Source organism: Polaribacter ponticola (assembly GCF_026191475.2).
GTDB classification, from domain to species: domain Bacteria; phylum Bacteroidota; class Bacteroidia; order Flavobacteriales; family Flavobacteriaceae; genus Polaribacter; species Polaribacter ponticola.
Map to the genome: position 1 here is coordinate 428,126 of NZ_JAOSLC020000002.1, position 21,811 is coordinate 449,936.

Consider the following 21,811-nt stretch of genomic DNA (forward strand, 5'->3'; position numbering starts at 1 on the left):
TAGTTAATTATTCCTTATCTCTTTCAACTGCACAAAACCATCGCTAAGTCCAAGTATTCCTTATCTCAAGTCTTTGTTTGTTTCATTTCGTTAAGTAATCACAAAAAAATTCCAGATAAAATCTATCATTTTAGATATAATAAAAAATAAAGGATAAAAAGAAAAACAAAAAAAAGACAGCAAAACAAATGGTTCCCTTAATGTTTTAGTGGTTTCAACATCTGTTTCATTCAAGAAAAATGTAATTGCATAAAATTTTGTCTTTTTAAAGCCTCCGCTTTTAGCCTATAAAGGTCAAGCCCTTCGGGTTTTAAAAAAATCTCCACCAACTGGCAACTTAATACTTTAAATTCAACATTCAGTAGTTGGTAGTATTTTTTTCAAAAACCTTGATAGTCTACCCTCTCCATTTAGAAACAGCTTTCTTTTTGTTGTTTTCCTTTCCAAAATTTTATGGGCAAAAAAATAGCAAAAGAATCTGAACCTAAAAATGGATACTTATGCAAATTTTTGAAATCAAAACCCACAAAATTGGAAGAACTTACTCAAACCCACATTTTTTTATTTTGAATAAAGGATTAAATTCTGGAAAGCCATTAGAAAAACCTTGTCCAAACTGTTTTGTAATTTCCACAAATTCTACAGCAAATAGAGAGTCTTTGTATTACCTGTGTTTATCTTTAAAAGTTGGTCAATTCTTTCGGTATTATTTAAAAGGCTCTGTCATTCCATTTATTGGTATTTCGGATGTGAAAAAAGTAATAAATACTGCACTGCAGAACTATGAAGAACAACAATGGCAATTGAAAGTTGAAAAACTCAAAAAAATAACTGTTTTCGAAGAAAACTTACAACAACAATTATCAACTATTTCAAAACTAAAAATAGCCTTACTAAGATCTTAACAAATTAAACTATGAAAATAATTATAGCTGGGAGCAGAAACTTCACCAACTATCAAAAATTAAAACAAGAATGTGATAAATTCCTCCAGGATTATAAAAATATAGAGATTGTATCTGGAGCTCATTACAAAGGTGCAGACAAATTAGGAGAGAAATACGCCTCCGAAAAAAAAATCAAAATCATACAATTTCCGGCTGATTGGATAAAATATGGAAAAGCTGCTGGACCAAAAAGAAATAAACAAATGGCAAAATACGCAGACGCATTAATTGCTTTTTGGGATGGAGAAAGTAAAGGAACAAAAAATATGATTCAACTTGCAAAATACAACGAATTAGAAACCAGAATAATTCTCTTTAAAAACGAAATTCGGACTATTTAGTCAGTGAAAACAAAAGAATACCCAGTATAAAAACTAGGTATTCTTTTTTCGCTTTTTGAAAAACAACCACTTTAATAATGTAGAAACAGAAAAACTAACAATTGCTCCAATAACAGCCATAATAACAGTAAAAAGTATATCATCTAAACTAATAGTAAAAACTGTAGAAAGTAGTGTTCCCCCAACAACACCTGACTTTATTTGAATATCGTTCTGAAACATATTTTATTCATCCTTTTTTTCATCAGAAACAACAGCTTGACTAACTGCTGTAGCTACAGTTCCTGCAACAGTCATATATGTTGCCACTGTAATTAAGGTTGCAGGGATACTTACAGGAGCTGCAATAATTGCACCTCCTGCAGTAGCCAATGCAATACCTATATTTCTTAAAACTCTAAAAAATTTAGGAGTAGGTTTTTTATAACGTTCTATAATTTTCATAATTCTGTGATTTAATAGTTAATAAAATTTTTTCTTTTCGATCTTTAGCTTGATATACTAAAGACAATAATTTCTGCATTGCATCTTTGGAGTACAAGCCTTTTCCAATGCCACTTAAATAGGTTACAGGAGCAATACAGCCTTGTAAATCTCTTTTAGCATCATTAGCAGGATGAAATAATATAAAGCTTCTACCTTTCACGTTTTTCAAAATTAAATGATGCTGAAATCGTTTTGAAAATCTTGGTATAATTTCATAGACTCCTTCAGGAATACAAGAAATATTTCTTTTGTTATTACACCAGGGTAACTCTATTGCGTGACAGATAAATGTATCAGCAGAAAAGAGAGCACCATTAGTGCCCTCTTTAAAATAAGCTCTTTGTAGCACTAATTCCATAATTATGGAGTATCAATAGTAACTACAGATAAAGCATTGTAAGCACCGTTTTTAAGCGCATACATTTGTCCATTTACCTCTTGATAAAACTCTACACCCAATACTTGAACTACTGGTAATGTAGAATTTGCAGTAATCGTAACAGATAAAGCAATAGCAGCAGTATTTGCAGCAGAATAAGGTAAAATTGCAGTTTCGTCATTCTCAAAAGTTGAGGTTTCATTTACAAAATCTAATTCAGATGCACCCATAACAATTTTAAAATGTGTTGTTCCTGCAGGCGCAGCAATTCTAATAGTTGGTGAAAAAGCGGCTAAATCTAAAGTTGCATCACCAGTAACTCTATCAAAAGTTTTGGTATAAGCAGCAAATAATGTAGCTCCCAATTTACCATTCAAGTTAAATTCAAAGCCTTCCAATAGGCTTAAATTTCCATCCTGTAAAGTTCTTGAACCTCTTTCATTAGTAGTATCTGTTTTTGTGATTGCTACTAAAGATTTCGTCAAACGAGAGACAACTCTTTTGTCTTTTGCGTTTTGTAAAAGCACACGAATTGCATTTCGTAATACTTTTCCACCTTTCCCAGCTCTTCCAAATTCAGAACCATTTTCACGAGTTCTTTGAAAGGCAGGGTCATTTTGAATTCTGTTTTTATCAACACCTCCTTTTTCACGAGCAAGGTGTCCATCAGAAGTTTTGTAAAAAGAAATACCTCCAATAGTTCCTTTTAATTTAATAATTCCAGTTTGTTTTGCCATAATTTTACATTTTTTATGATTAATCTTTCAAATCACGTAACTTTATGACTTACATAAGAAAAAGACAAACCGCTTAAAACCATTCTTACCGATTAAACCTAAATACTCCAAAAATGATACTACTGGTTTTAAGTATGGTTAAAGCATAGATAAAGTATGATGATTACAAAAAGAGCTTGTATATACCCAAAAGATATTCAGCGCATCACAGGACGTAGTGAACGTTATTGTCGTAAGCTTATTAACAAGATAAAAGAGTATTTAGATAAAGAACCTCATCAATTTTTAACGGTAAAAGATTTTGCTAATTATAGTGGTATTGAGGAAGAAACTATTAATAAATATTTAATAGATTAATCATAATATTTGACGCTATTTATCTGGTTTTAATAAAGTTAAAATCGTAAATTTGTTTTAGACGTTCAAACAAAACATACTATTTCAATTTAACTATTAGGTCTACAATTCGGTTCACACTGTTTTAGCACTTTTCCTAAAGTATTGATTTTACTGCATAGTGGCGGTTTAGTTATCATCCTGCCACCCCGACAAAAACTTCAGATTTATTTCTGAAGTTTTTTTTGCGCAAAATTAAAATTGCTTAATAATATCTATTTAAAAATAAATTAGCATAAATAAGAACAAAATGCTCATTATTAACTTAATCTCTTTTGGATAATTATCAATTCATGCGTTATTTTTGTTTAACTTATTTTAAATATAATTAAACGTAAATATAATTTTAGTATATTTGTAACTGATAATGAATTTGATACATGAAATTAAATCATAAAAGAAGATGATTATTCTTTTATGAAACTATCAATTAAATCTATAATAAATGCAATTTAATGGTATAGAAGTTGACAGAATAATAGAGATGGCCTGGGAAGATAGAACCACATTTGAAGCTATAAAATTTCAATTTGGTTTAAAAGAACAAGAAGTAATAAACCTTATGCGGAAAGAAATAAAGCTTAAAAGCTTTAGAATGTGGAGAAAAAGAGTACAAGGTAGAAAAACGAAACATGAAAAACTTAGATCTTTTGAAAAAGGTAGGTTTAAATGTACCAGACAAAAATTAATAACAAGCAACTCTATTTCGAAAAGATAAAAATAATTGATTTACGACACAAAATAGAGTATTTATAAAAAAGTAAATCAAAAAAAACAATAAAACAAAAATATGGAATTAATAAAAAAAGCATTAGAATTCGAAACAAGAAAAATGCGATTTCCAACAACTAGCGACCGTGTATTAGCGGCTAGAGAAGCAAAATCTTTGATTTTAAGCTTAAATGAAATTTACAAAGAGAATAAAGACTCTGAAATTATGGATTTAATGAAACGCTTAACAACTATAAAACAGAGAATTGAAAGACGTTTAAAAGGAAAACCACTTACTGCATCTTAATAAACTCATATTTTACTTGCTTTTCTAACTTTTATAATTATATTCACAAATTAGAAAAAATAAGTAAAAGTAAAGCATGGATTTAACAGAGAGAGCAGTAGAATTTGAGACAAGAAAATTCTCGTTTAAGACTACAAGTGATAGAATTTTAGCATCTAGAGAGGTAAAAGCACTTATTCTAGAATTAAATGAAGTATATAAAATAGATAAAGATCCAGCATTAATGGATTTAATGAAACGTTTAACTGTTGTAAAACAAAAAATTGAAAAGCGTTTGAAAGGAAGAAAATAGGTGAGAAAAATTTTAGTAATTGGGGGAAGTAAAGGAATTGGACAAGCAATTGTAAATACTTTAATTGATAATCATATAATTATTAATATCAGCAGATCGTTACCACTGCAACCTCATACTAATTTAACTCATTATTCTTGCGATATTCTTTTTGATGACTTACCAGAAATTAACACAATAGACACATTAATCTATTGCCCTGGGAGCATTAACTTAAAACCTATTTCTAGGCTAAAATTAGAAGACTTTAGAACTGATTTTGAAATAAATGTTGTTTCTGCTGTTAAAGCAATTCAGCATTTTTTGCCTGCCTTAAAAAAAGGAATAAATCCATCTATTTTATTATTTAGTACAGTAGCAGCAAAACTAGGTATGCCTTTTCATGCTAGTATTGCTGCAGCCAAATCTGCCGTAGAAGGTTTAACAAAATCTCTTGGTGCAGAATTATCACCTTTAATTAGAGTAAATGCCATTGCGCCCACAGTTACAGAAACAGACTTAGCTGCAAAGTTGTTAAGAAACGAAAGAATGATAGACAATATTAAAGAACGTCATCCTCTTAAAAAATTCTTACAACCTAAAGAAGTTGCAGACATGGCTACATTTTTAATTTCTGATAAAGCAAAATCCATTTCTGGTCAAATATTTGAACTCGATTGCGGAATAGTAAGCTTTAAATTATAATACAAATTCTTTAATATGACCAATTTTTACGATATAAAGATTGATAGTTTACAAGGTAAACCTATCAACTTTTCAACCTATAAAAACAAGTATATATTATTTGTAAACGTAGCCTCAAAATGCGGCTTTACACCTCAATACAAAGACCTACAAATATTAAGTGATACTTACAAAGAAAACTTAGTAGTTATTGGTATTCCTTGTAATCAATTTGGAAAACAGGAACCAGGTAATTCTGATGAAATTGAAGAGTTTTGCCAAGTAAATTATGGTGTATCTTTTTTAATCACAGAAAAAATTGATGTAAAAGGAGACAACCAACACCCATTATATACTTGGTTAACATCTAAAAAATTGAATGGCAAAAAAAGCTCTTCTGTAAAATGGAATTTTCAAAAATATATTATTGACAAAGAGGGAAAACTAATTGATTATTATTTCTCGATTACAAAACCGTTAAGCTCAAAAATTACAAAACACTTAAAATAAAATGTTTAACTTATTTAAAAGAAAGTCTGAAGTTGAAAAACTACAAGAAGCTTATAAAAAAATAATGGAAGATGCTTTCAAACTTCAATCTATAAACAGAAGTGAAAGCGACAAAAAGTATTTAGAAGCTGAAAACATTCTTAAAAAGATAGAAAAACTCAAAATAAAAAATGAAACAATTTAAGTTAACAATTTTATTTTTAGTCATTAATTTTGGAGGATTAGCAATTGGAAGTTGGTTAATGAATAATGGCCCTTTAACAACCTGGTATCAAGATTTAAATAAAGCACCTTGGTCTCCTCCGGGTTGGGCTTTTGGTGTTGCTTGGACAACAATAATGATTTGCTTCTCTTTATACTTAGCAAAGATATTTACAAAAAGTAACTCTCTTAAGTTGCAACTATTTTTTTTACTTCAATTTATATTAAATGTAAGTTGGAACTATATTTTCTTTAATCAACATTTAATATTATTTGGGTTTATTATCCTAATAATACTAACCTCACTCCTATTTTATTATTTCTTTAAATTAAGCTCTAAAGTTTCGAATTCTAAGCTATTATTACTGCCGTATATAATTTGGCTTTGTATTGCAACCTCTTTAAACCTTTATATTTTAATCCATAATTAAAATGAAAATTTACACCTTCCATAGAACTCAGAAACTACCAATTACTATAGAAAAAGCTTGGAGTTTTTTATCAAACCCAAAAAACTTAAAAACGATAACACCAGACTATATGAGTTTTGATATTCTTTCTGGAGCAGAAAAACCAATGTTTGCAGGTCAAATTATTCAATATATTGTTACTCCAATTCTTGGCATAAAAACAAAGTGGGTAACTGAAATTACCCACATAAAAGAACTCGAATATTTTGTAGACGAACAACGTTTTGGACCCTATGCTTTATGGCACCACAAACACTTTATTAAAGAAATTGATGGTGGTGTAGAAATGGAAGATATAATAGATTACAAAGTTCCCATGGGAATTTTAGGGCAATTGGTTCAACCTTTTTTAGTAAAACCTAAATTGGAAGAAATTTTCGCTTACAGACAAAAAAATTAATAGAACTTTATGGGGAATATAAATAATGAAACAGTATATAAATATTTTTTGGTTTAGAAGAGATTTACGTTTAGATGACAACTGTGGTTTATATCATGCTTTAAATTCTGGTAAAAAAATACTTCCTATTTTTATTTTTGATGAAGACATTTTAAGCAAATTACAAAAAAACGATGCTCGCGTTTCTTTTATTTATCAAGAAATAAAAAAATAGAAAAGCACCTTTTAAAGATACAAAGTGGAATTACAATCTATAACAAAAAACCAATTGAAGTTTTCAAAGAAATCTCTGAAAAATATTTAATTGATACCGTTTTTACAAATCACGATTACGAACCCTATGCTATTAAAAGAGATTCAGAAATTAAAGATTTTTTAGCAACTAAAAATATTGACTTTAAAACTTATAAAGATCAAGTAATTTTTGAGAGAAACGAGATTGTTAAAAAAGATGGAACTGCCTATAAAGTATTTACACCTTATTCAAAAAAATGGATTGAGGCTTTTAACGCAAAAGAGATTCAATCTTATCCATCAGAAGAAAAATTAGAACAATTCATTAAAAATGTAACTCATCAATCTTTATCTTTAAACGAAATTGGTTTTACAAAATCTACTCTAAAAGTAGAAAATTATACTGCTTCTAAGGTATTAATTGACAACTATGAAGAAACTAGAAATTTCCCAGCAAAGAACAGTACATCTAAATTAGGAACACATTTACGATTTGGTACAGTAAGTATTAGAAAAATTACTAACAAAGCATCCAAAAGTAATAACATAACTTTCTTAAAAGAATTAATATGGAGGGAGTTTTTTATGCAAATCTTGTGGCATTTTCCGCATACTGTAAAAAACAGCTTTAAACCCAAGTATGATAGAATATTATGGAGAAATAACGAAGAAGAATTCAATGCTTGGTGCAATGGATTAACTGGTTATCCGCTTGTAGATGCAGGCATGAGGGAATTAAACCAAACAGGTTTTATGCACAATAGAATTAGAATGTTAGTTGGTAGTTTTCTTTGTAAACATTTATTAATAGATTGGAGATGGGGAGAAGCTTATTTTTCAGAAAAACTACATGATTATGAGCAATCTAGCAATATAGGGAATTGGCAATGGGTAGCAGGAACTGGTGTTGATGCAGCTCCTTATTTTAGAATTTTTAATCCAACAACTCAAATTCAAAAATTTGATAAAGAATTAAAGTATATAAACAAATGGGTTCCAGACTTTCAAGAATTAACGTACCCAACTCCAATTGTTGATCATAAACTTGCAAGAGAACGCTGCCTAGAAACTTATAAAAAAGCGTTAAATCAGCTCTTTTAAGACATTTTTTAATAAAAAATTGCTCAAAATTTAATAAAACATATTTTGTTGTTTTTATAAATTAAAAATAAAATTAAATTTCTCTTGTTCAGTTTATTTTTTTGTCTTTAATTTGCCAACTCTTAAATCAAAAAGCCGATGTAGCTCAGCTGGCTAGAGCAGCTGATTTGTAATCAGCAGGTCGTGGGTTCGAGTCCCTCCATTGGCTCAAGTTAAAAAGTCTCAAAAATAATTTTTGAGACTTTTTTTATTCAAAAAAACAACTTAATTCTATTGTTTTCATATTAGAAAATGTAACTAAAATTATTTATATTGCAGAGTTGCGAAAATTTTATGGTAAAATTTAATTTATCCATAATTTTCACTCAATTCTAATTAACTAATTATAGATATACATGGCTAAAAAGATAATAAAAGATCTTTTACAAGATGCTTTAGATAGTTCTATTCAACAAGTATCTGGGCAGGATGCTACTTTTTTATATGCAGAATCTCCAACAAGTCCAATGCATATTGCAACATTAACTATTGTTGAAGGATCAATTGAGTTTAATGACTTCAAAGATATTGTTGCTTCTAAAATTCATTTAATTCCTAAGTTTAGAAAAAAACTTGTGAATGTACCTATGAATTTAGATTATCCATATTGGGCAGATGATCCTAATTTTGATATTGACTTACACATTAATAGATTAAAATTACCAGACCCTTCCAATTGGAAAACTCTTAGAGATATGACATCGTCTATTTTCAGTGGCCCTTTAGACTTAAGAAGACCTTTATGGTCAATTAGTTTTATTGAAGGTTTGGATGAAGTTTCTCAAGTACCAAAAGGGTCTGTTGCAATTGTTTCTAAAATTCACCATGTAATGATTGATGGAAGTTCTGGAGTTGGAATAATGGGAATTTTATTTGACAAAAATGAAGAGGATAAAAGCAAAAAAACAACTGCACCTAAACCATATGATCCAGATCCATTACCTGATGAAATGAGTTTACTTTTAAAAAGTTCTTATAGCTTTTTTAAAGACCCATTAAAAATACCTAAACTGGTAGGAGAAACAGCTTATTCATTAGCAAAAGGAAAATTAAACAGTAAAATCAATAGCAAAAAAGTAATTCATAAAAACTCTTTTTCTACCCCAAAAACTATATTTAACGAATCTGTTTCACCAAAAAGAACTTGGGGAACTGCAATTTTAGAGTTCGATAGGATTAACACACTTCGTAAAATAATGGAAGTAAGTGTAAACGATTTAATTTTAGCGATATGTGCTGGAGGAATTAGAAGGTATTTAGAGGAAAAAGAAAAACTACCTGTGCAACCTTTAGTTGCTAATGTACCCATTTCTATTAGAGTTAAAGGAGAAAAACAAAAAATGAACAATCAGATTTCTAATATGCTAGTAAAAATTGCTACACATATTAAAAATCCTATTGAGCGATTAGAATATATACAAGAACAAACCAACCAAGGAAAATCTAGACATAAAGCTGTTGGAGCAAAAGCACTTTCTAAAATGGCAGACGCTGTACCTTTTGGTCTGGCAAATTTAGCTGCTGGTTTATACAGCAAGTATAATATAAAAGAATTTCATAGACCTCCCTTTAACGTTACTATTACAAATGTTCCTGGGCCACAAAACCCTTTATATTTAAAAGGACATAAAATTGTAGGTATTTTTGGTTTAACACCAGTATTAGATGGTTTTGGTTTAATTATAGCTGCCTTTAGCTATAATGGATCTGTTTCAATTACTACTACTTCAGATGCTAAAACAATGCCAGATGCAGACAAGTTTTCTAGATATATTAGAGAATCTGCAAATGAGTTAGAAGCAATTATATTAAATAAAGGAAAACAAAAGTCTGCTGAAAAAGCTAAAAAAACTAAAAGCATACCATTTTTTAATGCACTTAGAAAATTCGTTAATGAAAATGAAACTATTAAAAATCAATTTCTTGGTTTATATGATTTTCAATTAAATTTAGATGAGGAAACAACAAATTACCAATTAGCAATTGAAAAAGAAATTGTAAGTGTAAAAAAGAAAAAAACAACAAAACCACTTGTAAAAATCGAAATTGACGATATGAACTTATTAAATCTTTATAAAAAGAATTTACTATTAGAAGAAATTATTATTCAAGAACGAATTAAACTTACTGGAACTAAAAAGAATATTGAAAAATTATTAAAATTACTTTCTAATTTTTTAGATAATAATTAATGAATTTTACGACTGACACATATAATACTATTGACGGAAAAACTATTTTTTATTACAAATGGCCATCTAATAAAAACACAACATTAAAAGGAATAGTACAAATTTCACATGGAGTTGGTGAGCATGCAGGCAGGTATAAACCCATTGCTAGAATTTTACAAGATGAAGGTTATGAGGTTTATGCAAACGATCATCGAATTCATGGAAAATCTGCCAAAAGTGATGCTTTTTTAGGTTTTTATGATGGAAATAATTATTTTTCTGATGCTATAAATGATATGCGTCAGCTATCAGAAATCATAAAAAAAGAGCATCCAAATAAAAAAATAATACTATTAGGGCATAGCATGGGTTCTCTTTTAAGTAGAGAATATGTAACCAAATATGGCGATGATTTAGAGGCTTTAATTTTATCTGGTACTGCAGGTTTTATGAAAGGTTTAGGTTCTGTTGGACTTTTTAGTGCAAAATTTTTGAGTAAAATAAATGGTAAGCATCGAAGTAATGAATTACTTAAAAATTTATTTTTTACACAGTTTAATAAAAAATTTAAACCCAATAGAACCAAAGTAGATTGGATTAGTAGCGATAAAAATCAAGTTGATTTATTTGAAGCTGATCCATTAAGAGTTGAAGATTTTTCTTTAAGTGTGTTTTTAGATATTTTAAAAGGAAGTAAAAAAATAAATAAATCTCAAACTTTTTTAAATACACCAAAAGAGTTACCAATTTTAATTTTCTCTGGCGATAAAGATCCAGTAGGAGAAATGGGTAAAGGAGTAAAGAAAGTTGCAAAAAGATACAAAAAATCTGGTATTAAAGATCTTACCTTTAAATTATATAAAGGAGGAAGACATGAAATGCTAAACGAAGTTAATAAAAAGGAAGTTGAACAAGACGTTATTAATTGGCTTAACGAAAGAGTAAAAGCCTAAATTAAAAAAATGGAAAACAACAAAACATTATATACATCATTTACAAAACTTGCTCTAAAAGTAGCTATGTCTAAAGGCATGACTTTAAAAAAAGCAAAAGAAACTGTTATTCAAAAGTTTGAGCTTCATCCTTTTGAAAAAATGATTATTAGCCTTATCGATGAAAGAAAACTAATCGAGAAAGATGTAAACACACTTTTAGATGAATGCATATCTGTTTGTGAAGATTTTGGTCCAGACAGAGATTATGTAACTTTAATTATTGTTCTTAAAAGAATCAGCGAAATTAATGCTACTAAAACCGGCACTAATGAAGTTGCAAAATTAACTTTAAAAACATTTACAGTAAAAGTTGATGAGATAAATAGAAAAATTGAATCTCCTCCTCTCTTTAATGTTTTATTAGAAACTAGATCTGCAATAGAATGGTTTACCATGTTTGGTATCTATCCATTTATACCTAAACATAAAGTAACTAAAAACAAACCAGTATTATTAATGCCTCCTTATCTAGGGAATGATTTGTCTACAACTTTTGTTAGAAATTATTTAAAATCTGTTGGCTTCGAAACTTATAAATGGGATTTGGGAGTAAATATGATAAACTCAAAATCATTACCTAAACTTATTGAAAAACTAGATGAAATTTACGAAAAACATCAAGAAAAAGTAAGTTTAGTTGGCTGGAGTGGCGGTGGTATTTTTGCTAAAATAATAGCAAATAGACATCCTGATAAGGTAGAACAATTAATTACAATTGGATCTCCTGTTTGGGGTGTAGAAAACATGAAAACACCTGTAATCAGATCTTTAGAGTTTTTAAGAGGAAAAAAACTAAGAGAAAGAAATGCGAAATTTATAAAAGAACTAGAAGAAATACCTAAGGTACCAATAACTTGTATTTACACTAAAACTGATGGTCTTTTACCATGGAAACATTGTATGGAAGCAGAAACACTTAGAAAAGACATCAAAAATATTGAAGTTTTTGGAAGTCATTGTGGTATGGGTGCTAATGCTTCTGTTTTATTAACAGTTGCAAATACTTTAAACACAAACATAACAGGTAAAAAACCTAAAGGAATTACCTCTAAAATTGAAAGCTTATTCTTTCCTAAATTTTGGGAGAAAAAAGGAGCTGAAAAATTCACAAACCTCTTTTTTAATTGATTATGGAACATAATTTACATAACATTATCAATAATACTAAATTTCAAGAAAAACTCCAATTAATTGCTAAAGAGCAAAAAATGGACATTTCTAAAGTGCAAAAAACTGGTGCAAGTTGTATTGCCGAATTGTATTCTCAACAACATCCGGTTGCAAATATGTTATCTGTAAAAGGATTTCAATTTATGATGTCTAAAGCTTATAATAATAAGATAGATATAGACCCAAAAGAAATAAAAAAACTAATGAAATTAATGCGACAAAATTCTGTTGCATTTATTTTAACACATAAAACTTATTTAGACACGGTTGTTTTAGTAACCACTTTAGCTCGTTACGGAATGCCTATTCCATATACTTTTGGAGGGATAAATTTAGCAGTACCAGGTTTTAAACAGTTAGGTAAAAACTCTGGCTTAATATTTATTAGAAGAAGTTTTAAAGACGACCTAATTTATAAAGCAGCTCTAAGACACTATATTTCTTGTATGATCGAAAATGGCGATCACTTAACTTGGAATATTGAAGGCACACGTTCTAGAACTGGTAAGATTGTTTATCCGCAAATGGGGATTTTAAAATACATTATGGAAGGTGAGCAAGAGAGCACTAAAGACATAAAGTATGTTCCTGTTTCCATTGTTTATGACCTAATTCCTGATGTTAAAGAGATGACAGAAGAAGGAAAAGGAAAAGCAAAAAAATCTGAAGATATTGGTGCGTTTGTAAATTACTTTAAAAAATTAGGAAATCAATACGGTAAAGCTGCCATCCGTTTTGGAGAACCTGTAGATGTTGGCGCACATCAGAATGCAATAATTCCAGATATTGAAGAAGATAGTTATTCCGATAAAAATACTTTACCACGATTTGCTTTTGAATTGATTCATAAAGCGAACATGATTACACCTGTAACTACAGTTTCTTTAGTTTGTAATGTTTTATTAAACAATTTTGCGTTAACTAAAAAAGAGATTGAATTTAATGTAATTAAATTAATGAATTACATAGATCAGCGTAAAAAAGATGTACTAATTGGACGTGGAAAAAGTATTGGAGCATCTGTACAGAAATCTTTAAACCTTCTACAGAGTTCTGGAATAATTCAAAAAAACAAAGCGGGCTATAAAACACAATACAGTTTAGCTTCATCAGAGTTTCTTTCTGCTACGTATTATGCAAATATGGCTTCTGCACACCTATACCATAGAGCATTTATAGAAATGGCATTGGTTAAAATAAAAGATGAAAAATCAAACGATAGAATTTTATCTTTTTGGAGAGAAATAATGCGTTTAAGAAATCTTTTTAAATTCGAATTCTTTTATACGAATAAACCAAAGTTTAGTAGTGAAATAGAAGCTGAATTAAACTTATTTGATAAAAATTGGAGAACAATTATTAGCGATCCTAATGGAGATATAGAAAGCTTACTCACTAGACAAGAAATGTTTGTTTCTAAGGGATTATTATTAATATACTTGGAAGCTAATAAAGTTGTTTGTCACACTTTACATACTTGGGATTTAGAAGATGAATTTTCTGATGGAGATTTTATAGAAATGTGTCTTTTTAAAGGAAAAGAATTGCATTGGCAAAGTAGAATTAGTAGGTTAGATAGTGTTTCTAAACCATTTTTAGTTAGTGCACTTAGGTTAGCAAAAAACCATAAATTTACTCCTGTTGATAAAAAAATAAATTTCAAAGAATTAGATATTTGGATGGAATTGTTAGACAATCTTACAGAGCGCTTATTGTTTCTACAAAAAATAGAAATTATCAACACTAAAAAATACCTAAATAAAAAATCTGAAGACGAAGAAATTGTTCCTGGAGCAGATTTAGAAAGTATACCAGAAAGAATAATTGAAGATGAAGAAGGGAGTCATATTGCAGCATTTTTTGATTTAGACAGAACTTTAATTAATGACTTTTCTGCTAAACAGTTTTTAAAATCTAGACTCTTAAGCGGAAAATCTACTGCTAAAGAATTACTATCTCAATTTGCAACCGTTTTAGTCTATGCATCTGGTAATAGGGATTTTGAAACCCTTACAAAAATTTCTGCCCTTGGTGTAAAAGGAATAAAAGAAAAACAATTTATAGATTTAGGTGAAGAAGTTTATAAAGACCATTTAGCCAATACCATATATCCAGAATCTAGAACCTTAATTGCTTCTCATTTAGAAAAAGGACATAAAGTAGTTATTATTTCTGCCGCAACTAGGTATCAAATTACACCAATAGCAAATGAGCTTGGAGTTAAAGATATTTTTTGCACAGAAATGGAAGTTAAGAAAGGAAAGTTTACGGGCTCTATTTCAGAAATGTGTTGGGCGGAAGGAAAAGCAAGAGCAGGAAGAACTTTTGCTAAGACAAATAACATCGATCTTTCTAAAAGTTTTTTCTATACAGATAGTATTGATGATTATCCACTTTTAGAAATAGTGGGAAAACCAATAGCCACTAATCCTGATAGTAAATTATCGCAATTAGCCTTCGAAAATAGTTGGAAAATACTTCGTTTTAGAGAAAACACAAAAAAACCTTTAGTTAATGGACTTAGAACTGGTTTAGCTGCAGCGAGCTTATACCCTTCAGCTTTAAAAGGTATTTTTAAAGGAGCTTTAACAATGTCTCATAAAGAAGGAATTAATACAACCATTTCTAGTATAGGAGATTTAGGTACAAAACTAGCTGGATTAGATATTATTGTTAAAAACAAACACAATTTAGAAGACCATAGACCTGCAGTGTTTTGTTTTAATCATCAATCTTCAGCAGATTTTTTTATTGTTTTAAAATTATTAAGAAAAGACGTTACCGGAATAGCAAAAAAAGAGCTGGAGATGACTCCATTTGGTCCTTTATTTAAAGCAATGGGTGCTATTTTTATTGATAGATCTAATAAGAAAAAAGCTTTAGAATCGATGAAAAATGCATCAGAAATTTTAAAAAATGGAACATCTGTTGCTATCGCACCAGAAGGTACAAGAAGCGGAAGTAAAACTTTAGGGAAATTTAAAAAAGGAGCTTTTCACTTAGCGATGAAAGGCGGAGTACCAATTGTACCAATTGTAATTAAAAACGCTTATATGGCAATGCCTAAAGGAAGTAAAATGTTTAATCCTACTCATATTGAAGTAGTTGTGTTAGACCCTGTAGATACATCTGAATGGAAACCAAAAAACATAGATACTTATATAGATGAAGTAAGAACTTTATTTTTAAAAGAACTAGATAACTAAAAATTAATTTATGAAATTAAAAGTTGGATTATTAGGAGGCGGATCTTGGGGAACAACAGTTGCATCATTAACTGCAAAGAATAGCCCAACAATAATTTGGGCAAGAAACCCAAAAACAGTTCAAGAAATTAATGAATATCATACTAACAAGAAATACTTACCTAACGCCAAATTAACATCATCATTAAAAGCTTCTAACTCAATAAAAGAAACTGTAGAAAATGCAGATGTAATTGTTATGGGAGTTCCTTCTCAAAGTTTAAGAAAAGTTTTAGAAGAAGCAAAACCTCATATAAGACCCTGGGTGCCAATCATAAACCTTGCTAAAGGTTTAGAAATTAGCACAAAAATGAGAATGACTGAGGTTATAAAAGAGATTATGCCTGGGCATCCTACTGGAGTTTTAACAGGTCCAAACTTAGCAAAAGAAATTCACTTTGGTAAAGCAGCTGCAGCAGTTATTGCAATGGTAGATAACACAATTGCAAAAAGATTACAATCCGTTTTCTCTTCAGGTTTATTTCGTGTTTATACAAACAATGATGTTATAGGATGTGAACTTGGCGGAGCTTTAAAAAATATTTATGCAATAGCTACAGGAATGGGTGATGGTGCAAATGCAGGAGATAACACACGATCTGCCCTAATTACTCGAGGATTAGCTGAACTTACAAGGCTAGGAATTGCAATGGGTGGCAAAAAAAGCACTTTTTCTGGTTTAGCTGGTATGGGAGATTTAGTTGCAACTTGCTCTAGTAGTAAAAGTAGAAATCATCATGTTGGCTTTCAAATAGGACAAGGAAAAAGTTTAGAGCAAATTATAGATGAAATGAACGAAGTAGCTGAAGGTGTAAAAACTACAAAAGTAGTAATGGAGCTAGCAAAAGAATATAAAATAGACATGCCAATTACTGAAGAAATCTATAAAGTTTTATATAAAGGAAACTCTGTTAACGATGCTTTTAAAGGTTTAATACAATACGAAGTTGGATCAGAAAAAGAACCAGGATAAAATTAAAGTAATGACAAAAAAACAAGAACAAACTGCCTCTTTTATGGTTCGTTTTAACCAACAAATCTTTAAAGAAAATGGAGAGTCTAAGGTACAATGGAGAGGTAAAATTTCTCATGTACAAGATGGTGATGAACAGCGTTTTTCTGATTTTAATGACGCACTTACTTTTATGCAACAAAAATTAGGCGTTTTAACAGAAGAAGCTACTAAACATCAATCTACAGAAGAACAAGAAAGTATTATTCATAAAAGTCTTTCTATGTGGAAAACAATTAAAAACGTTGGCCCTAAAGTACTTAGAGAAACTTTAAAAGACCCCAAAAAACAGTTTTCACATTTACAGGACGAAATACAAGATAAAATAAGTACTATAGGCGAAGAAATATCTGAAAAAGTTCAAATTGATCAATGGAGAAATGCTTCTAGATCTGATTTTAATTCTATTCAAAACCAAATAGAAAATTTATCTTCAGAAATAAAAAAATTAGCTGTAAAAATTGAAACTATAAAAAAGAAATAGCAGCTTAATGTTAGAATTTCATCAACAACTACAAAAGTTAAAAACCTTTCAAGAAAATGCCAAAATCCGCATAGAAACATTAGGTAATTTTTGTGTTTGGAGAAATGAACATAAAATAGATACTAAAGAATGGGGTAGAGATAAAACTATACAACTATTACAATATTTAATTTCTAATCGTCAAAGAAATGCACTTCATAAAGAAAAAATTATGGATGGCCTTTGGGAAGATTGGAATGATAGGGATTTTAAAGTAGCTTTACACGGTATTAATAAAAATCTTGAACCAAACAGACCATCTAGAACAGAGGCAATATACATACTTAGACAAGGTGTTAGTTACCAAATAGATTTAGATAAAGTCTGGATAGATGTAGAAGCTTTAGAAAAATATATAATTATAGGAAATGAAACCTTTTCTATAGATAAATCTATTTCGAAAGAAGCATACAAAAAAGCTTTAAAATTATATAAAGGATCTTATTTACCTAACAGAATTTACGAAGATTGGACCTCTGAAGAAAGAGAAAAGATACAGCTTTTAATTTTGAGTGCTTATATAACCTTAGCAGAAATTTTAATAAACGAAAACCCATTAGAAAGTATAAGATTAGCGCAACAAGCACTTGCTATTGATGCTACATGGGAAGATGCTTATAGAATACAAATGCAAGCATATATTGTTAAAGGAAATAGACCACAAGCTATAAAAACCTACATGAAATGCGAAGTAATTCTTGAAGAAGAATATGGTATAACTCCCTTACCAGAAACTAAAGAGTTATTAAAAAAGATAGAAGAAATTAACTAACTATCAATCAGTTAAAAAATTTGCAACTCATTTGCAACTCCTTATTTTTAAGTTTGCATCAAAATTAGTAATCAAAACTAAAAAAGATGAAAACAATTACAGCAACAAATATTAAAGAAAATACATTAAAGATAAATCAGTTTGCTTTAAAATCTACAGAAAAAGTAGTTTTAAAAACAATTGATACTGTAGAAGATTTACAAGGTTATACAGCAAAAAAATTAAAGACAACTTTTGATTTTACTGCTAAACAACAAGACAATTTCTTTAACAATTTAGAGAAAAGAAAAGGTAAGATCTGGAAAAACGTAAACAAAACACTAGATTTTTTAGCAAAAACTAGTTTGTAACTCATTTGCAACTTACCCATCGTATGTTTGCAATATCAAAATTAAATAAACAATTTAAACATAATATATTATGGCAACTAAAAAATCTAAAAAAGACAACAAATTAGGAAAAGCAAAAGCTATCGTTAAAAAAATAAATAACGATTTAATTGATGCTTCTTTCAGTGCAATTGAAACTACAGTTAAAACTGGTGAGAAATGGCAAAAATTAACTTCTAAATTAATTAAAAAAGCAGAACCATTAACTAAACAACAAATAAATATGGTTGTTGAAACTGCAGAATCTATTAAAGGACAGTTAGAAACTAGTACAGAACGTTTAAAAGTATTAGTAGGTTATGACCCTAAAATGATTGAAACTGCTAAGAAAATGGTAACTGAACATCCAATAGTTGAAAAAGCTGAAGAGATGAAAGAAAAAATAGAAAAAGAAGTTTCTAATAACAAGTTAGTTAAAAAAGCAGAAAAAATGTCTGCTAAACTTAAAAAGAATATTTCTGAAACTATTGAAGATGTAAAAGAAAAAATTGAAGATTATACAGAAGATATAATTGAAGATGTAAAAGAAAAGGTGGAAGAAGTTACTGGTACAAAATCTAAAAAAGCACCAGCTAAAAAGACTACAGCTAAAAAAACGGTTGCTAAAAAGACTACAGCTAAAAAAGTAGAAACAATTACTGAGAAAATTATTGTTGCGAAAACAGATGTTACTAACGATTTAAAAGTTATTAAAGGTATTGGACCAGTTTTAGAGAAAAGCTTAAATGAATTAAACATTACTGCTTACTCTCAAATTGCAAAAATGACTATAAAAGACATGACAAAATTATTAAATGATGCAGGAATAAATGCAAAGATTTATGATTTATCTGGATGGAAAGCAGAAGCAAAAGCAGCTTTAAAAACAGAAGTAGAAGTAGCTGTAAACAAATTTTAATCAACATTAAAATAAAAAATTATGAGCACAAAAAAAGTAATAAAATAAACCTTATTAATAGCGTAAGTAAAGTTATAGAAACAGTAAAAACTTCTGCAAAAAAAGCAAATGATTTAGCTTTAAACACAACAGAAGATGTTGTAAACGAAACAATTACTATTGCTAGTCAATGGCAAAAAGTAACAGATAAAGCTCTAAAGGGTGGAGTTAAATTATTAGACAATCAACAAAACCTAGTTTTTGATGCTTTAGAAACTTACAAAAGTCATTTTGTAAATGGTAAGAAAAAAATGAGCAAAATATTTGCTTAAAAAATACACCCTACTTTCTAAAAAAAGCCAAGTTAAATTTTAACTTGGCTTTTTCATTTTTAAATGCCTTGTTTTTCTTTTAACAATAAAACGTTTCGTATTTTTGTAATAGAATCTTTTACATGGCAAAAACGAAAAATTTCTCTAAAATAGACATCATAACATTGTATATGGATTTGGTAATCGAAAACCAAGTAAAACCAATAGATGTTAAAGATTTTTGTATTAATGTAAATTTAAAAGAATCCAATTTCTACGAACATTTTAAATCTTTAAAAAAAGTTGAAAAAACAATTTTTAAAGAATTATTTAAGAACTCCTTAGAAGTTTTAAATGAAAGTGAAGAGTTTCTTTCTTTTGATAAAAAAACAAACTAATTAGCTTATACTTTACCTTTTTCGAGAATTTAACGTTAAATAGAGAATACATTTTAATAGTTTTAGAAGGTTGTATTAATCAGTTAAAATCTATTCGCACTTTTTCTAGTTTAAAGAAAAGTTTTATTGCTTTTGTTGATGAATTAGAATTATACGAAAGTATTCTTCCTATTGAAGGTTTGGAGAAAATACAAAAGAAATTTGTGAACGAATCTGCTTGGATTCAACTTTTCTTAACCATTAAATTTTGGTTAGAAAGACACTTCAGAATCTTTTGAAAAAACTGATATTTTAATTGAAAAATCTATAAATACTAGTTTTGAGTTAATAGAAAATAAGTTTTTAAAAAATGCTTTCGATTTAGGGAAGTTTGTTTATAAAGAAAAGTTTCAAAAAAGCACAGAATAAGTATGAAAAAAGCAAGTAAAATTCCAATTACAAAAATTCAACGTGCTTCGAAATTAGTAAAGACCGGTGCAAAAGTTGGTGTAAACTATTTAAAATATTATGGTGATAAAATTACCAAAACTGAAGAAGATGCTAGAGAAAAGCTGAACCAATCTAATGCTGAAGACATTTATGATAGTTTAAAAGATTTAAAAGGAAGTCCACTAAAAGTTGCTCAAATGCTAAGTATGGAAAAGAGCATTTTACCAAGAGCATATGTAGAAAAATTCTCTTTAGCTCAATTTTCTGTCCCACCACTTTCTGAAGCTTTAGTTTTAAAAACTTTTAAAAAAAGTTTTGGAAAATTTCCATCAGAAATTTATGAAAAATTTGATGTAAAAGCATACAATGCAGCTAGTATAGGTCAGGTTCATAAAGCTGAAAAAGATGGTAAACAATTAGCCGTAAAAATTCAATATCCAGGAGTTTCAGATAGCATTAAATCTGATTTAGCTTTATTAAAACCTTTTGTTATTAGAATGTTTAACATGAAAGGTAAAACTTCTGATGAATATTTTTTTGAAGTACAGAATAAGCTTTTAGAAGAGACAGATTATTTTTTAGAAGTTAAACAAAGTCAAGAAATAGCAGATGCTTGTTCTAATATTTCCAATTTAACTTTTCCAAGATACTATCCAAAATTATCATCAAAACAAATAATTACAATGGATTGGATGAATGGAATACACCTATCTGAGTTTGTAAACATAAATAGTAATCAAGAAAGAGCTAATACTTTAGGCCAAGCTTTATGGGATTTTTACATGTATCAAATACATAACTTAAAAAAAGTACATGCAGATCCACATCCTGGAAATTTTTTAGTTTCTAAAGAAGGAAAGTTAATTGCTTTAGATTTTGGTTGTATGAAAACAATTCCTTTAGAATTTTATAATCCTTATTTTGTTTTAGCAAAAAAAGAAACACTTTCTAACAAAGCTCTATTTGAAGAAAAAATGTTTGAGTTACAAATTTTGTTAAAAGAAGATAGTAAAGAAGAATCAGAATTCTTTAGCGCTATGTTTCATGAAATGCTTTCTATATTTACGCAACCTTTTCATGTAGAAAAGTTCGATTTTTCTGATGAAGAATTTTTTGGTAAAATTACAGAATTTGGTGAGCGTTATTCTAAAAACACAGAATTACGTTCTTATAATGCTAGTAGAGGTTCTAAGCATTTTATATACATGAACAGAACCTTTTTTGGATTGTATAATTTAATGTTCGATTTAAAAGCTAAAGACATTAAAATAAACAATTACATCACTTTATAAAATCTTTATT

Annotated in this window: 29 protein-coding genes, 1 tRNA gene and 2 pseudogenes; 28 read left to right on the forward strand and 4 right to left on the reverse strand. The window is 28.9% G+C overall.

Features of this window, described 5'->3' with window-relative positions; all coding sequences use genetic code 11:
• Positions 1–500: 500 nt before the first annotated feature.
• Both N5A56_RS02335 and N5A56_RS02340 read left to right on the forward strand, forming a co-directional pair.
• Positions 501–905, forward strand: a complete 405-nt coding sequence (locus N5A56_RS02335; RefSeq protein ID WP_265726778.1) for a DUF6943 family protein — start codon at positions 501–503, stop codon at positions 903–905.
• An 11-nt stretch (positions 906–916) separates the two neighbouring features.
• Positions 917–1,288, forward strand: coding sequence for a DUF2493 domain-containing protein (locus N5A56_RS02340; RefSeq protein WP_265726777.1), 372 nt, complete (start codon positions 917–919; stop codon positions 1,286–1,288).
• Between the two features lie 33 nt (positions 1,289–1,321).
• Here N5A56_RS02340 and N5A56_RS02345 read toward each other — a convergent pair whose 3' ends face one another.
• Genes N5A56_RS02345 through N5A56_RS02360 form a run of 4 tightly spaced genes read right to left on the reverse strand, consistent with a single transcriptional unit; the run spans position 1,322 to position 2,890 of the window.
• Complete coding sequence (locus N5A56_RS02345; protein WP_265726776.1) at positions 1,322–1,510, reverse strand: hypothetical protein; 189 nt, start codon at positions 1,508–1,510, stop codon at positions 1,322–1,324.
• A 3-nt stretch (positions 1,511–1,513) separates the two neighbouring features.
• Entirely contained in the window at positions 1,514–1,732 is a 219-nt protein-coding gene (locus N5A56_RS02350) for a hypothetical protein (RefSeq protein WP_265726775.1), read from the reverse strand.
• A complete protein-coding gene (locus N5A56_RS02355; protein ID WP_265726774.1) occupies positions 1,710–2,132 on the reverse strand; it encodes a DUF5675 family protein in 423 nt (140 codons plus the stop codon). Before N5A56_RS02355 ends, N5A56_RS02350 begins: the two co-directional genes overlap by 23 nt.
• A 2-nt stretch (positions 2,133–2,134) precedes the next feature.
• Positions 2,135–2,890 carry a hypothetical protein gene (locus N5A56_RS02360; RefSeq protein WP_265726773.1) on the reverse strand — a complete coding sequence of 252 codons (756 nt, stop codon included), beginning with the start codon at positions 2,888–2,890 and terminating at the stop codon, positions 2,135–2,137.
• A 159-nt stretch (positions 2,891–3,049) separates the two neighbouring features.
• Here N5A56_RS02360 and N5A56_RS02365 point away from each other — a divergent pair, with 159 nt between their 5' ends.
• From N5A56_RS02365 to N5A56_RS02485, 26 genes and pseudogenes are all read left to right on the forward strand, one after another.
• Entirely contained in the window at positions 3,050–3,247 is a 198-nt protein-coding gene (locus tag N5A56_RS02365) for a hypothetical protein (RefSeq protein WP_265726788.1), read from the forward strand.
• 484 nt (positions 3,248–3,731) lie between these two features.
• On the forward strand, positions 3,732–4,004 hold the full coding sequence (locus N5A56_RS02370; RefSeq protein WP_265726772.1) for a TIGR03643 family protein: 273 nt from the start codon (positions 3,732–3,734) through the stop codon (positions 4,002–4,004).
• A 72-nt stretch (positions 4,005–4,076) separates the two neighbouring features.
• Positions 4,077–4,304 carry a hypothetical protein gene (locus N5A56_RS02375; protein ID WP_265726771.1) on the forward strand — a complete coding sequence of 76 codons (228 nt, stop codon included), beginning with the start codon at positions 4,077–4,079 and terminating at the stop codon, positions 4,302–4,304.
• A 76-nt stretch (positions 4,305–4,380) separates the two neighbouring features.
• Complete coding sequence (locus tag N5A56_RS02380) at positions 4,381–4,596, forward strand: hypothetical protein (protein ID WP_265726770.1); 216 nt, start codon at positions 4,381–4,383, stop codon at positions 4,594–4,596.
• Entirely contained in the window at positions 4,597–5,280 is a 684-nt protein-coding gene (locus N5A56_RS02385; protein ID WP_265726769.1) for an SDR family NAD(P)-dependent oxidoreductase, read from the forward strand.
• A gap of 15 nt (positions 5,281–5,295) precedes the next feature.
• A complete protein-coding gene (locus N5A56_RS02390; RefSeq protein WP_265726768.1) occupies positions 5,296–5,769 on the forward strand; it encodes a glutathione peroxidase in 474 nt (157 codons plus the stop codon).
• 1 nt (position 5,770) lies between these two features.
• Complete coding sequence (locus N5A56_RS02395) at positions 5,771–5,953, forward strand: Lacal_2735 family protein (protein ID WP_265726767.1); 183 nt, start codon at positions 5,771–5,773, stop codon at positions 5,951–5,953.
• Complete coding sequence (locus tag N5A56_RS02400; RefSeq protein ID WP_265726766.1) at positions 5,940–6,401, forward strand: TspO/MBR family protein; 462 nt, start codon at positions 5,940–5,942, stop codon at positions 6,399–6,401. The genes N5A56_RS02395 and N5A56_RS02400 overlap by 14 nt, the downstream gene beginning before the upstream one ends.
• A 1-nt stretch (position 6,402) precedes the next feature.
• Positions 6,403–6,866: pseudogene (locus tag N5A56_RS02405) on the forward strand (SRPBCC family protein).
• A pseudogene (locus tag N5A56_RS17655) lies at positions 6,866–7,296 on the forward strand (deoxyribodipyrimidine photo-lyase); the annotation flags it as partial. The pseudogenes N5A56_RS02405 and N5A56_RS17655, both read left to right, overlap by 1 nt.
• Positions 7,297–7,659: 363 nt before the next feature.
• The gene (locus N5A56_RS17660; protein ID WP_420793186.1) at positions 7,660–8,175 is read left to right on the forward strand and encodes an FAD-binding domain-containing protein; all 516 of its coding nucleotides are present in this window, start codon (positions 7,660–7,662) and stop codon (positions 8,173–8,175) included.
• A 134-nt stretch (positions 8,176–8,309) separates the two neighbouring features.
• A tRNA-Thr gene (locus tag N5A56_RS02415) sits at positions 8,310–8,383 on the forward strand.
• A 187-nt stretch (positions 8,384–8,570) separates the two neighbouring features.
• Positions 8,571–10,406 carry a WS/DGAT/MGAT family O-acyltransferase gene (locus N5A56_RS02420; RefSeq protein WP_265726763.1) on the forward strand — a complete coding sequence of 612 codons (1,836 nt, stop codon included), beginning with the start codon at positions 8,571–8,573 and terminating at the stop codon, positions 10,404–10,406.
• On the forward strand, positions 10,406–11,341 hold the full coding sequence (locus tag N5A56_RS02425; RefSeq protein WP_265726762.1) for an alpha/beta hydrolase: 936 nt from the start codon (positions 10,406–10,408) through the stop codon (positions 11,339–11,341). The genes N5A56_RS02420 and N5A56_RS02425 overlap by 1 nt, the downstream gene beginning before the upstream one ends.
• Before the next feature lie 9 nt (positions 11,342–11,350).
• Positions 11,351–12,511 (forward strand): alpha/beta fold hydrolase, encoded by a 1,161-nt coding sequence (locus N5A56_RS02430; protein ID WP_265726761.1) that lies wholly within the window; start codon positions 11,351–11,353, stop codon positions 12,509–12,511.
• A 2-nt stretch (positions 12,512–12,513) separates the two neighbouring features.
• Complete coding sequence (locus tag N5A56_RS02435; protein ID WP_265726760.1) at positions 12,514–15,759, forward strand: HAD-IB family hydrolase; 3,246 nt, start codon at positions 12,514–12,516, stop codon at positions 15,757–15,759.
• A gap of 10 nt (positions 15,760–15,769) precedes the next feature.
• The gene (locus tag N5A56_RS02440; protein ID WP_265726759.1) at positions 15,770–16,771 is read left to right on the forward strand and encodes an NAD(P)H-dependent glycerol-3-phosphate dehydrogenase; all 1,002 of its coding nucleotides are present in this window, start codon (positions 15,770–15,772) and stop codon (positions 16,769–16,771) included.
• 10 nt (positions 16,772–16,781) lie between these two features.
• Positions 16,782–17,294 carry a hypothetical protein gene (locus N5A56_RS02445; RefSeq protein ID WP_265726758.1) on the forward strand — a complete coding sequence of 171 codons (513 nt, stop codon included), beginning with the start codon at positions 16,782–16,784 and terminating at the stop codon, positions 17,292–17,294.
• 7 nt (positions 17,295–17,301) lie between these two features.
• A complete protein-coding gene (locus N5A56_RS02450; RefSeq protein ID WP_265726757.1) occupies positions 17,302–18,105 on the forward strand; it encodes an AfsR/SARP family transcriptional regulator in 804 nt (267 codons plus the stop codon).
• 86 nt (positions 18,106–18,191) lie between these two features.
• Positions 18,192–18,455, forward strand: a complete 264-nt coding sequence (locus N5A56_RS02455) for a hypothetical protein (RefSeq protein ID WP_265726756.1) — start codon at positions 18,192–18,194, stop codon at positions 18,453–18,455.
• Positions 18,456–18,525: 70 nt separating this feature from the next.
• A complete protein-coding gene (locus N5A56_RS02460) occupies positions 18,526–19,392 on the forward strand; it encodes a hypothetical protein (RefSeq protein ID WP_265726755.1) in 867 nt (288 codons plus the stop codon).
• The gene (locus tag N5A56_RS02465) at positions 19,329–19,703 is read left to right on the forward strand and encodes a hypothetical protein (RefSeq protein WP_274270159.1); all 375 of its coding nucleotides are present in this window, start codon (positions 19,329–19,331) and stop codon (positions 19,701–19,703) included. The genes N5A56_RS02460 and N5A56_RS02465 overlap by 64 nt, the downstream gene beginning before the upstream one ends.
• Positions 19,704–19,825: 122 nt before the next feature.
• Positions 19,826–20,080 carry a hypothetical protein gene (locus tag N5A56_RS02470; RefSeq protein WP_274270160.1) on the forward strand — a complete coding sequence of 85 codons (255 nt, stop codon included), beginning with the start codon at positions 19,826–19,828 and terminating at the stop codon, positions 20,078–20,080.
• A gap of 50 nt (positions 20,081–20,130) precedes the next feature.
• Positions 20,131–20,358: a hypothetical protein gene (locus tag N5A56_RS02475; RefSeq protein ID WP_274270225.1), complete on the forward strand. Its 228-nt coding sequence runs from the start codon at positions 20,131–20,133 to the stop codon at positions 20,356–20,358.
• 28 nt (positions 20,359–20,386) lie between these two features.
• Complete coding sequence (locus N5A56_RS02480) at positions 20,387–20,488, forward strand: hypothetical protein (protein ID WP_274270226.1); 102 nt, start codon at positions 20,387–20,389, stop codon at positions 20,486–20,488.
• 2 nt (positions 20,489–20,490) lie between these two features.
• Entirely contained in the window at positions 20,491–21,801 is a 1,311-nt protein-coding gene (locus tag N5A56_RS02485) for an ABC1 kinase family protein (protein ID WP_265726752.1), read from the forward strand.
• Positions 21,802–21,811: the final 10 nt, after the last annotated feature.

Coding starts and splice junctions, on each gene's coding strand:
- N5A56_RS02390 (WP_265726768.1), top strand. CDS start 5,296: ATGACCAATTTTTACGATATAAAGATTGATAGTTTACAAGGTAAACCT.
- N5A56_RS02340 (WP_265726777.1), top strand. CDS start 917: ATGAAAATAATTATAGCTGGGAGCAGAAACTTCACCAACTATCAAAAA.
- N5A56_RS02400 (WP_265726766.1), top strand. CDS start 5,940: ATGAAACAATTTAAGTTAACAATTTTATTTTTAGTCATTAATTTTGGA.
- N5A56_RS02465 (WP_274270159.1), top strand. CDS start 19,329: ATGGAAAGCAGAAGCAAAAGCAGCTTTAAAAACAGAAGTAGAAGTAGC.
- N5A56_RS02360 (WP_265726773.1), bottom strand. CDS start 2,890: ATGGCAAAACAAACTGGAATTATTAAATTAAAAGGAACTATTGGAGGT.
- N5A56_RS02420 (WP_265726763.1), top strand. CDS start 8,571: ATGGCTAAAAAGATAATAAAAGATCTTTTACAAGATGCTTTAGATAGT.
- N5A56_RS17660 (WP_420793186.1), top strand. CDS start 7,660: ATGCAAATCTTGTGGCATTTTCCGCATACTGTAAAAAACAGCTTTAAA.
- N5A56_RS02430 (WP_265726761.1), top strand. CDS start 11,351: ATGGAAAACAACAAAACATTATATACATCATTTACAAAACTTGCTCTA.
- N5A56_RS02455 (WP_265726756.1), top strand. CDS start 18,192: ATGAAAACAATTACAGCAACAAATATTAAAGAAAATACATTAAAGATA.
- N5A56_RS02445 (WP_265726758.1), top strand. CDS start 16,782: ATGACAAAAAAACAAGAACAAACTGCCTCTTTTATGGTTCGTTTTAAC.
- N5A56_RS02365 (WP_265726788.1), top strand. CDS start 3,050: ATGATTACAAAAAGAGCTTGTATATACCCAAAAGATATTCAGCGCATC.
- N5A56_RS02470 (WP_274270160.1), top strand. CDS start 19,826: ATGGCAAAAACGAAAAATTTCTCTAAAATAGACATCATAACATTGTAT.
- N5A56_RS02440 (WP_265726759.1), top strand. CDS start 15,770: ATGAAATTAAAAGTTGGATTATTAGGAGGCGGATCTTGGGGAACAACA.
- N5A56_RS02335 (WP_265726778.1), top strand. CDS start 501: ATGCAAATTTTTGAAATCAAAACCCACAAAATTGGAAGAACTTACTCA.
- N5A56_RS02435 (WP_265726760.1), top strand. CDS start 12,514: ATGGAACATAATTTACATAACATTATCAATAATACTAAATTTCAAGAA.
- N5A56_RS02425 (WP_265726762.1), top strand. CDS start 10,406: ATGAATTTTACGACTGACACATATAATACTATTGACGGAAAAACTATT.
- N5A56_RS02460 (WP_265726755.1), top strand. CDS start 18,526: ATGGCAACTAAAAAATCTAAAAAAGACAACAAATTAGGAAAAGCAAAA.
- N5A56_RS02350 (WP_265726775.1), bottom strand. CDS start 1,732: ATGAAAATTATAGAACGTTATAAAAAACCTACTCCTAAATTTTTTAGA.
- N5A56_RS02355 (WP_265726774.1), bottom strand. CDS start 2,132: ATGGAATTAGTGCTACAAAGAGCTTATTTTAAAGAGGGCACTAATGGT.
- N5A56_RS02395 (WP_265726767.1), top strand. CDS start 5,771: ATGTTTAACTTATTTAAAAGAAAGTCTGAAGTTGAAAAACTACAAGAA.
- N5A56_RS02345 (WP_265726776.1), bottom strand. CDS start 1,510: ATGTTTCAGAACGATATTCAAATAAAGTCAGGTGTTGTTGGGGGAACA.
- N5A56_RS02450 (WP_265726757.1), top strand. CDS start 17,302: ATGTTAGAATTTCATCAACAACTACAAAAGTTAAAAACCTTTCAAGAA.
- N5A56_RS02485 (WP_265726752.1), top strand. CDS start 20,491: ATGAAAAAAGCAAGTAAAATTCCAATTACAAAAATTCAACGTGCTTCG.
- N5A56_RS02380 (WP_265726770.1), top strand. CDS start 4,381: ATGGATTTAACAGAGAGAGCAGTAGAATTTGAGACAAGAAAATTCTCG.
- N5A56_RS02375 (WP_265726771.1), top strand. CDS start 4,077: ATGGAATTAATAAAAAAAGCATTAGAATTCGAAACAAGAAAAATGCGA.
- N5A56_RS02370 (WP_265726772.1), top strand. CDS start 3,732: ATGCAATTTAATGGTATAGAAGTTGACAGAATAATAGAGATGGCCTGG.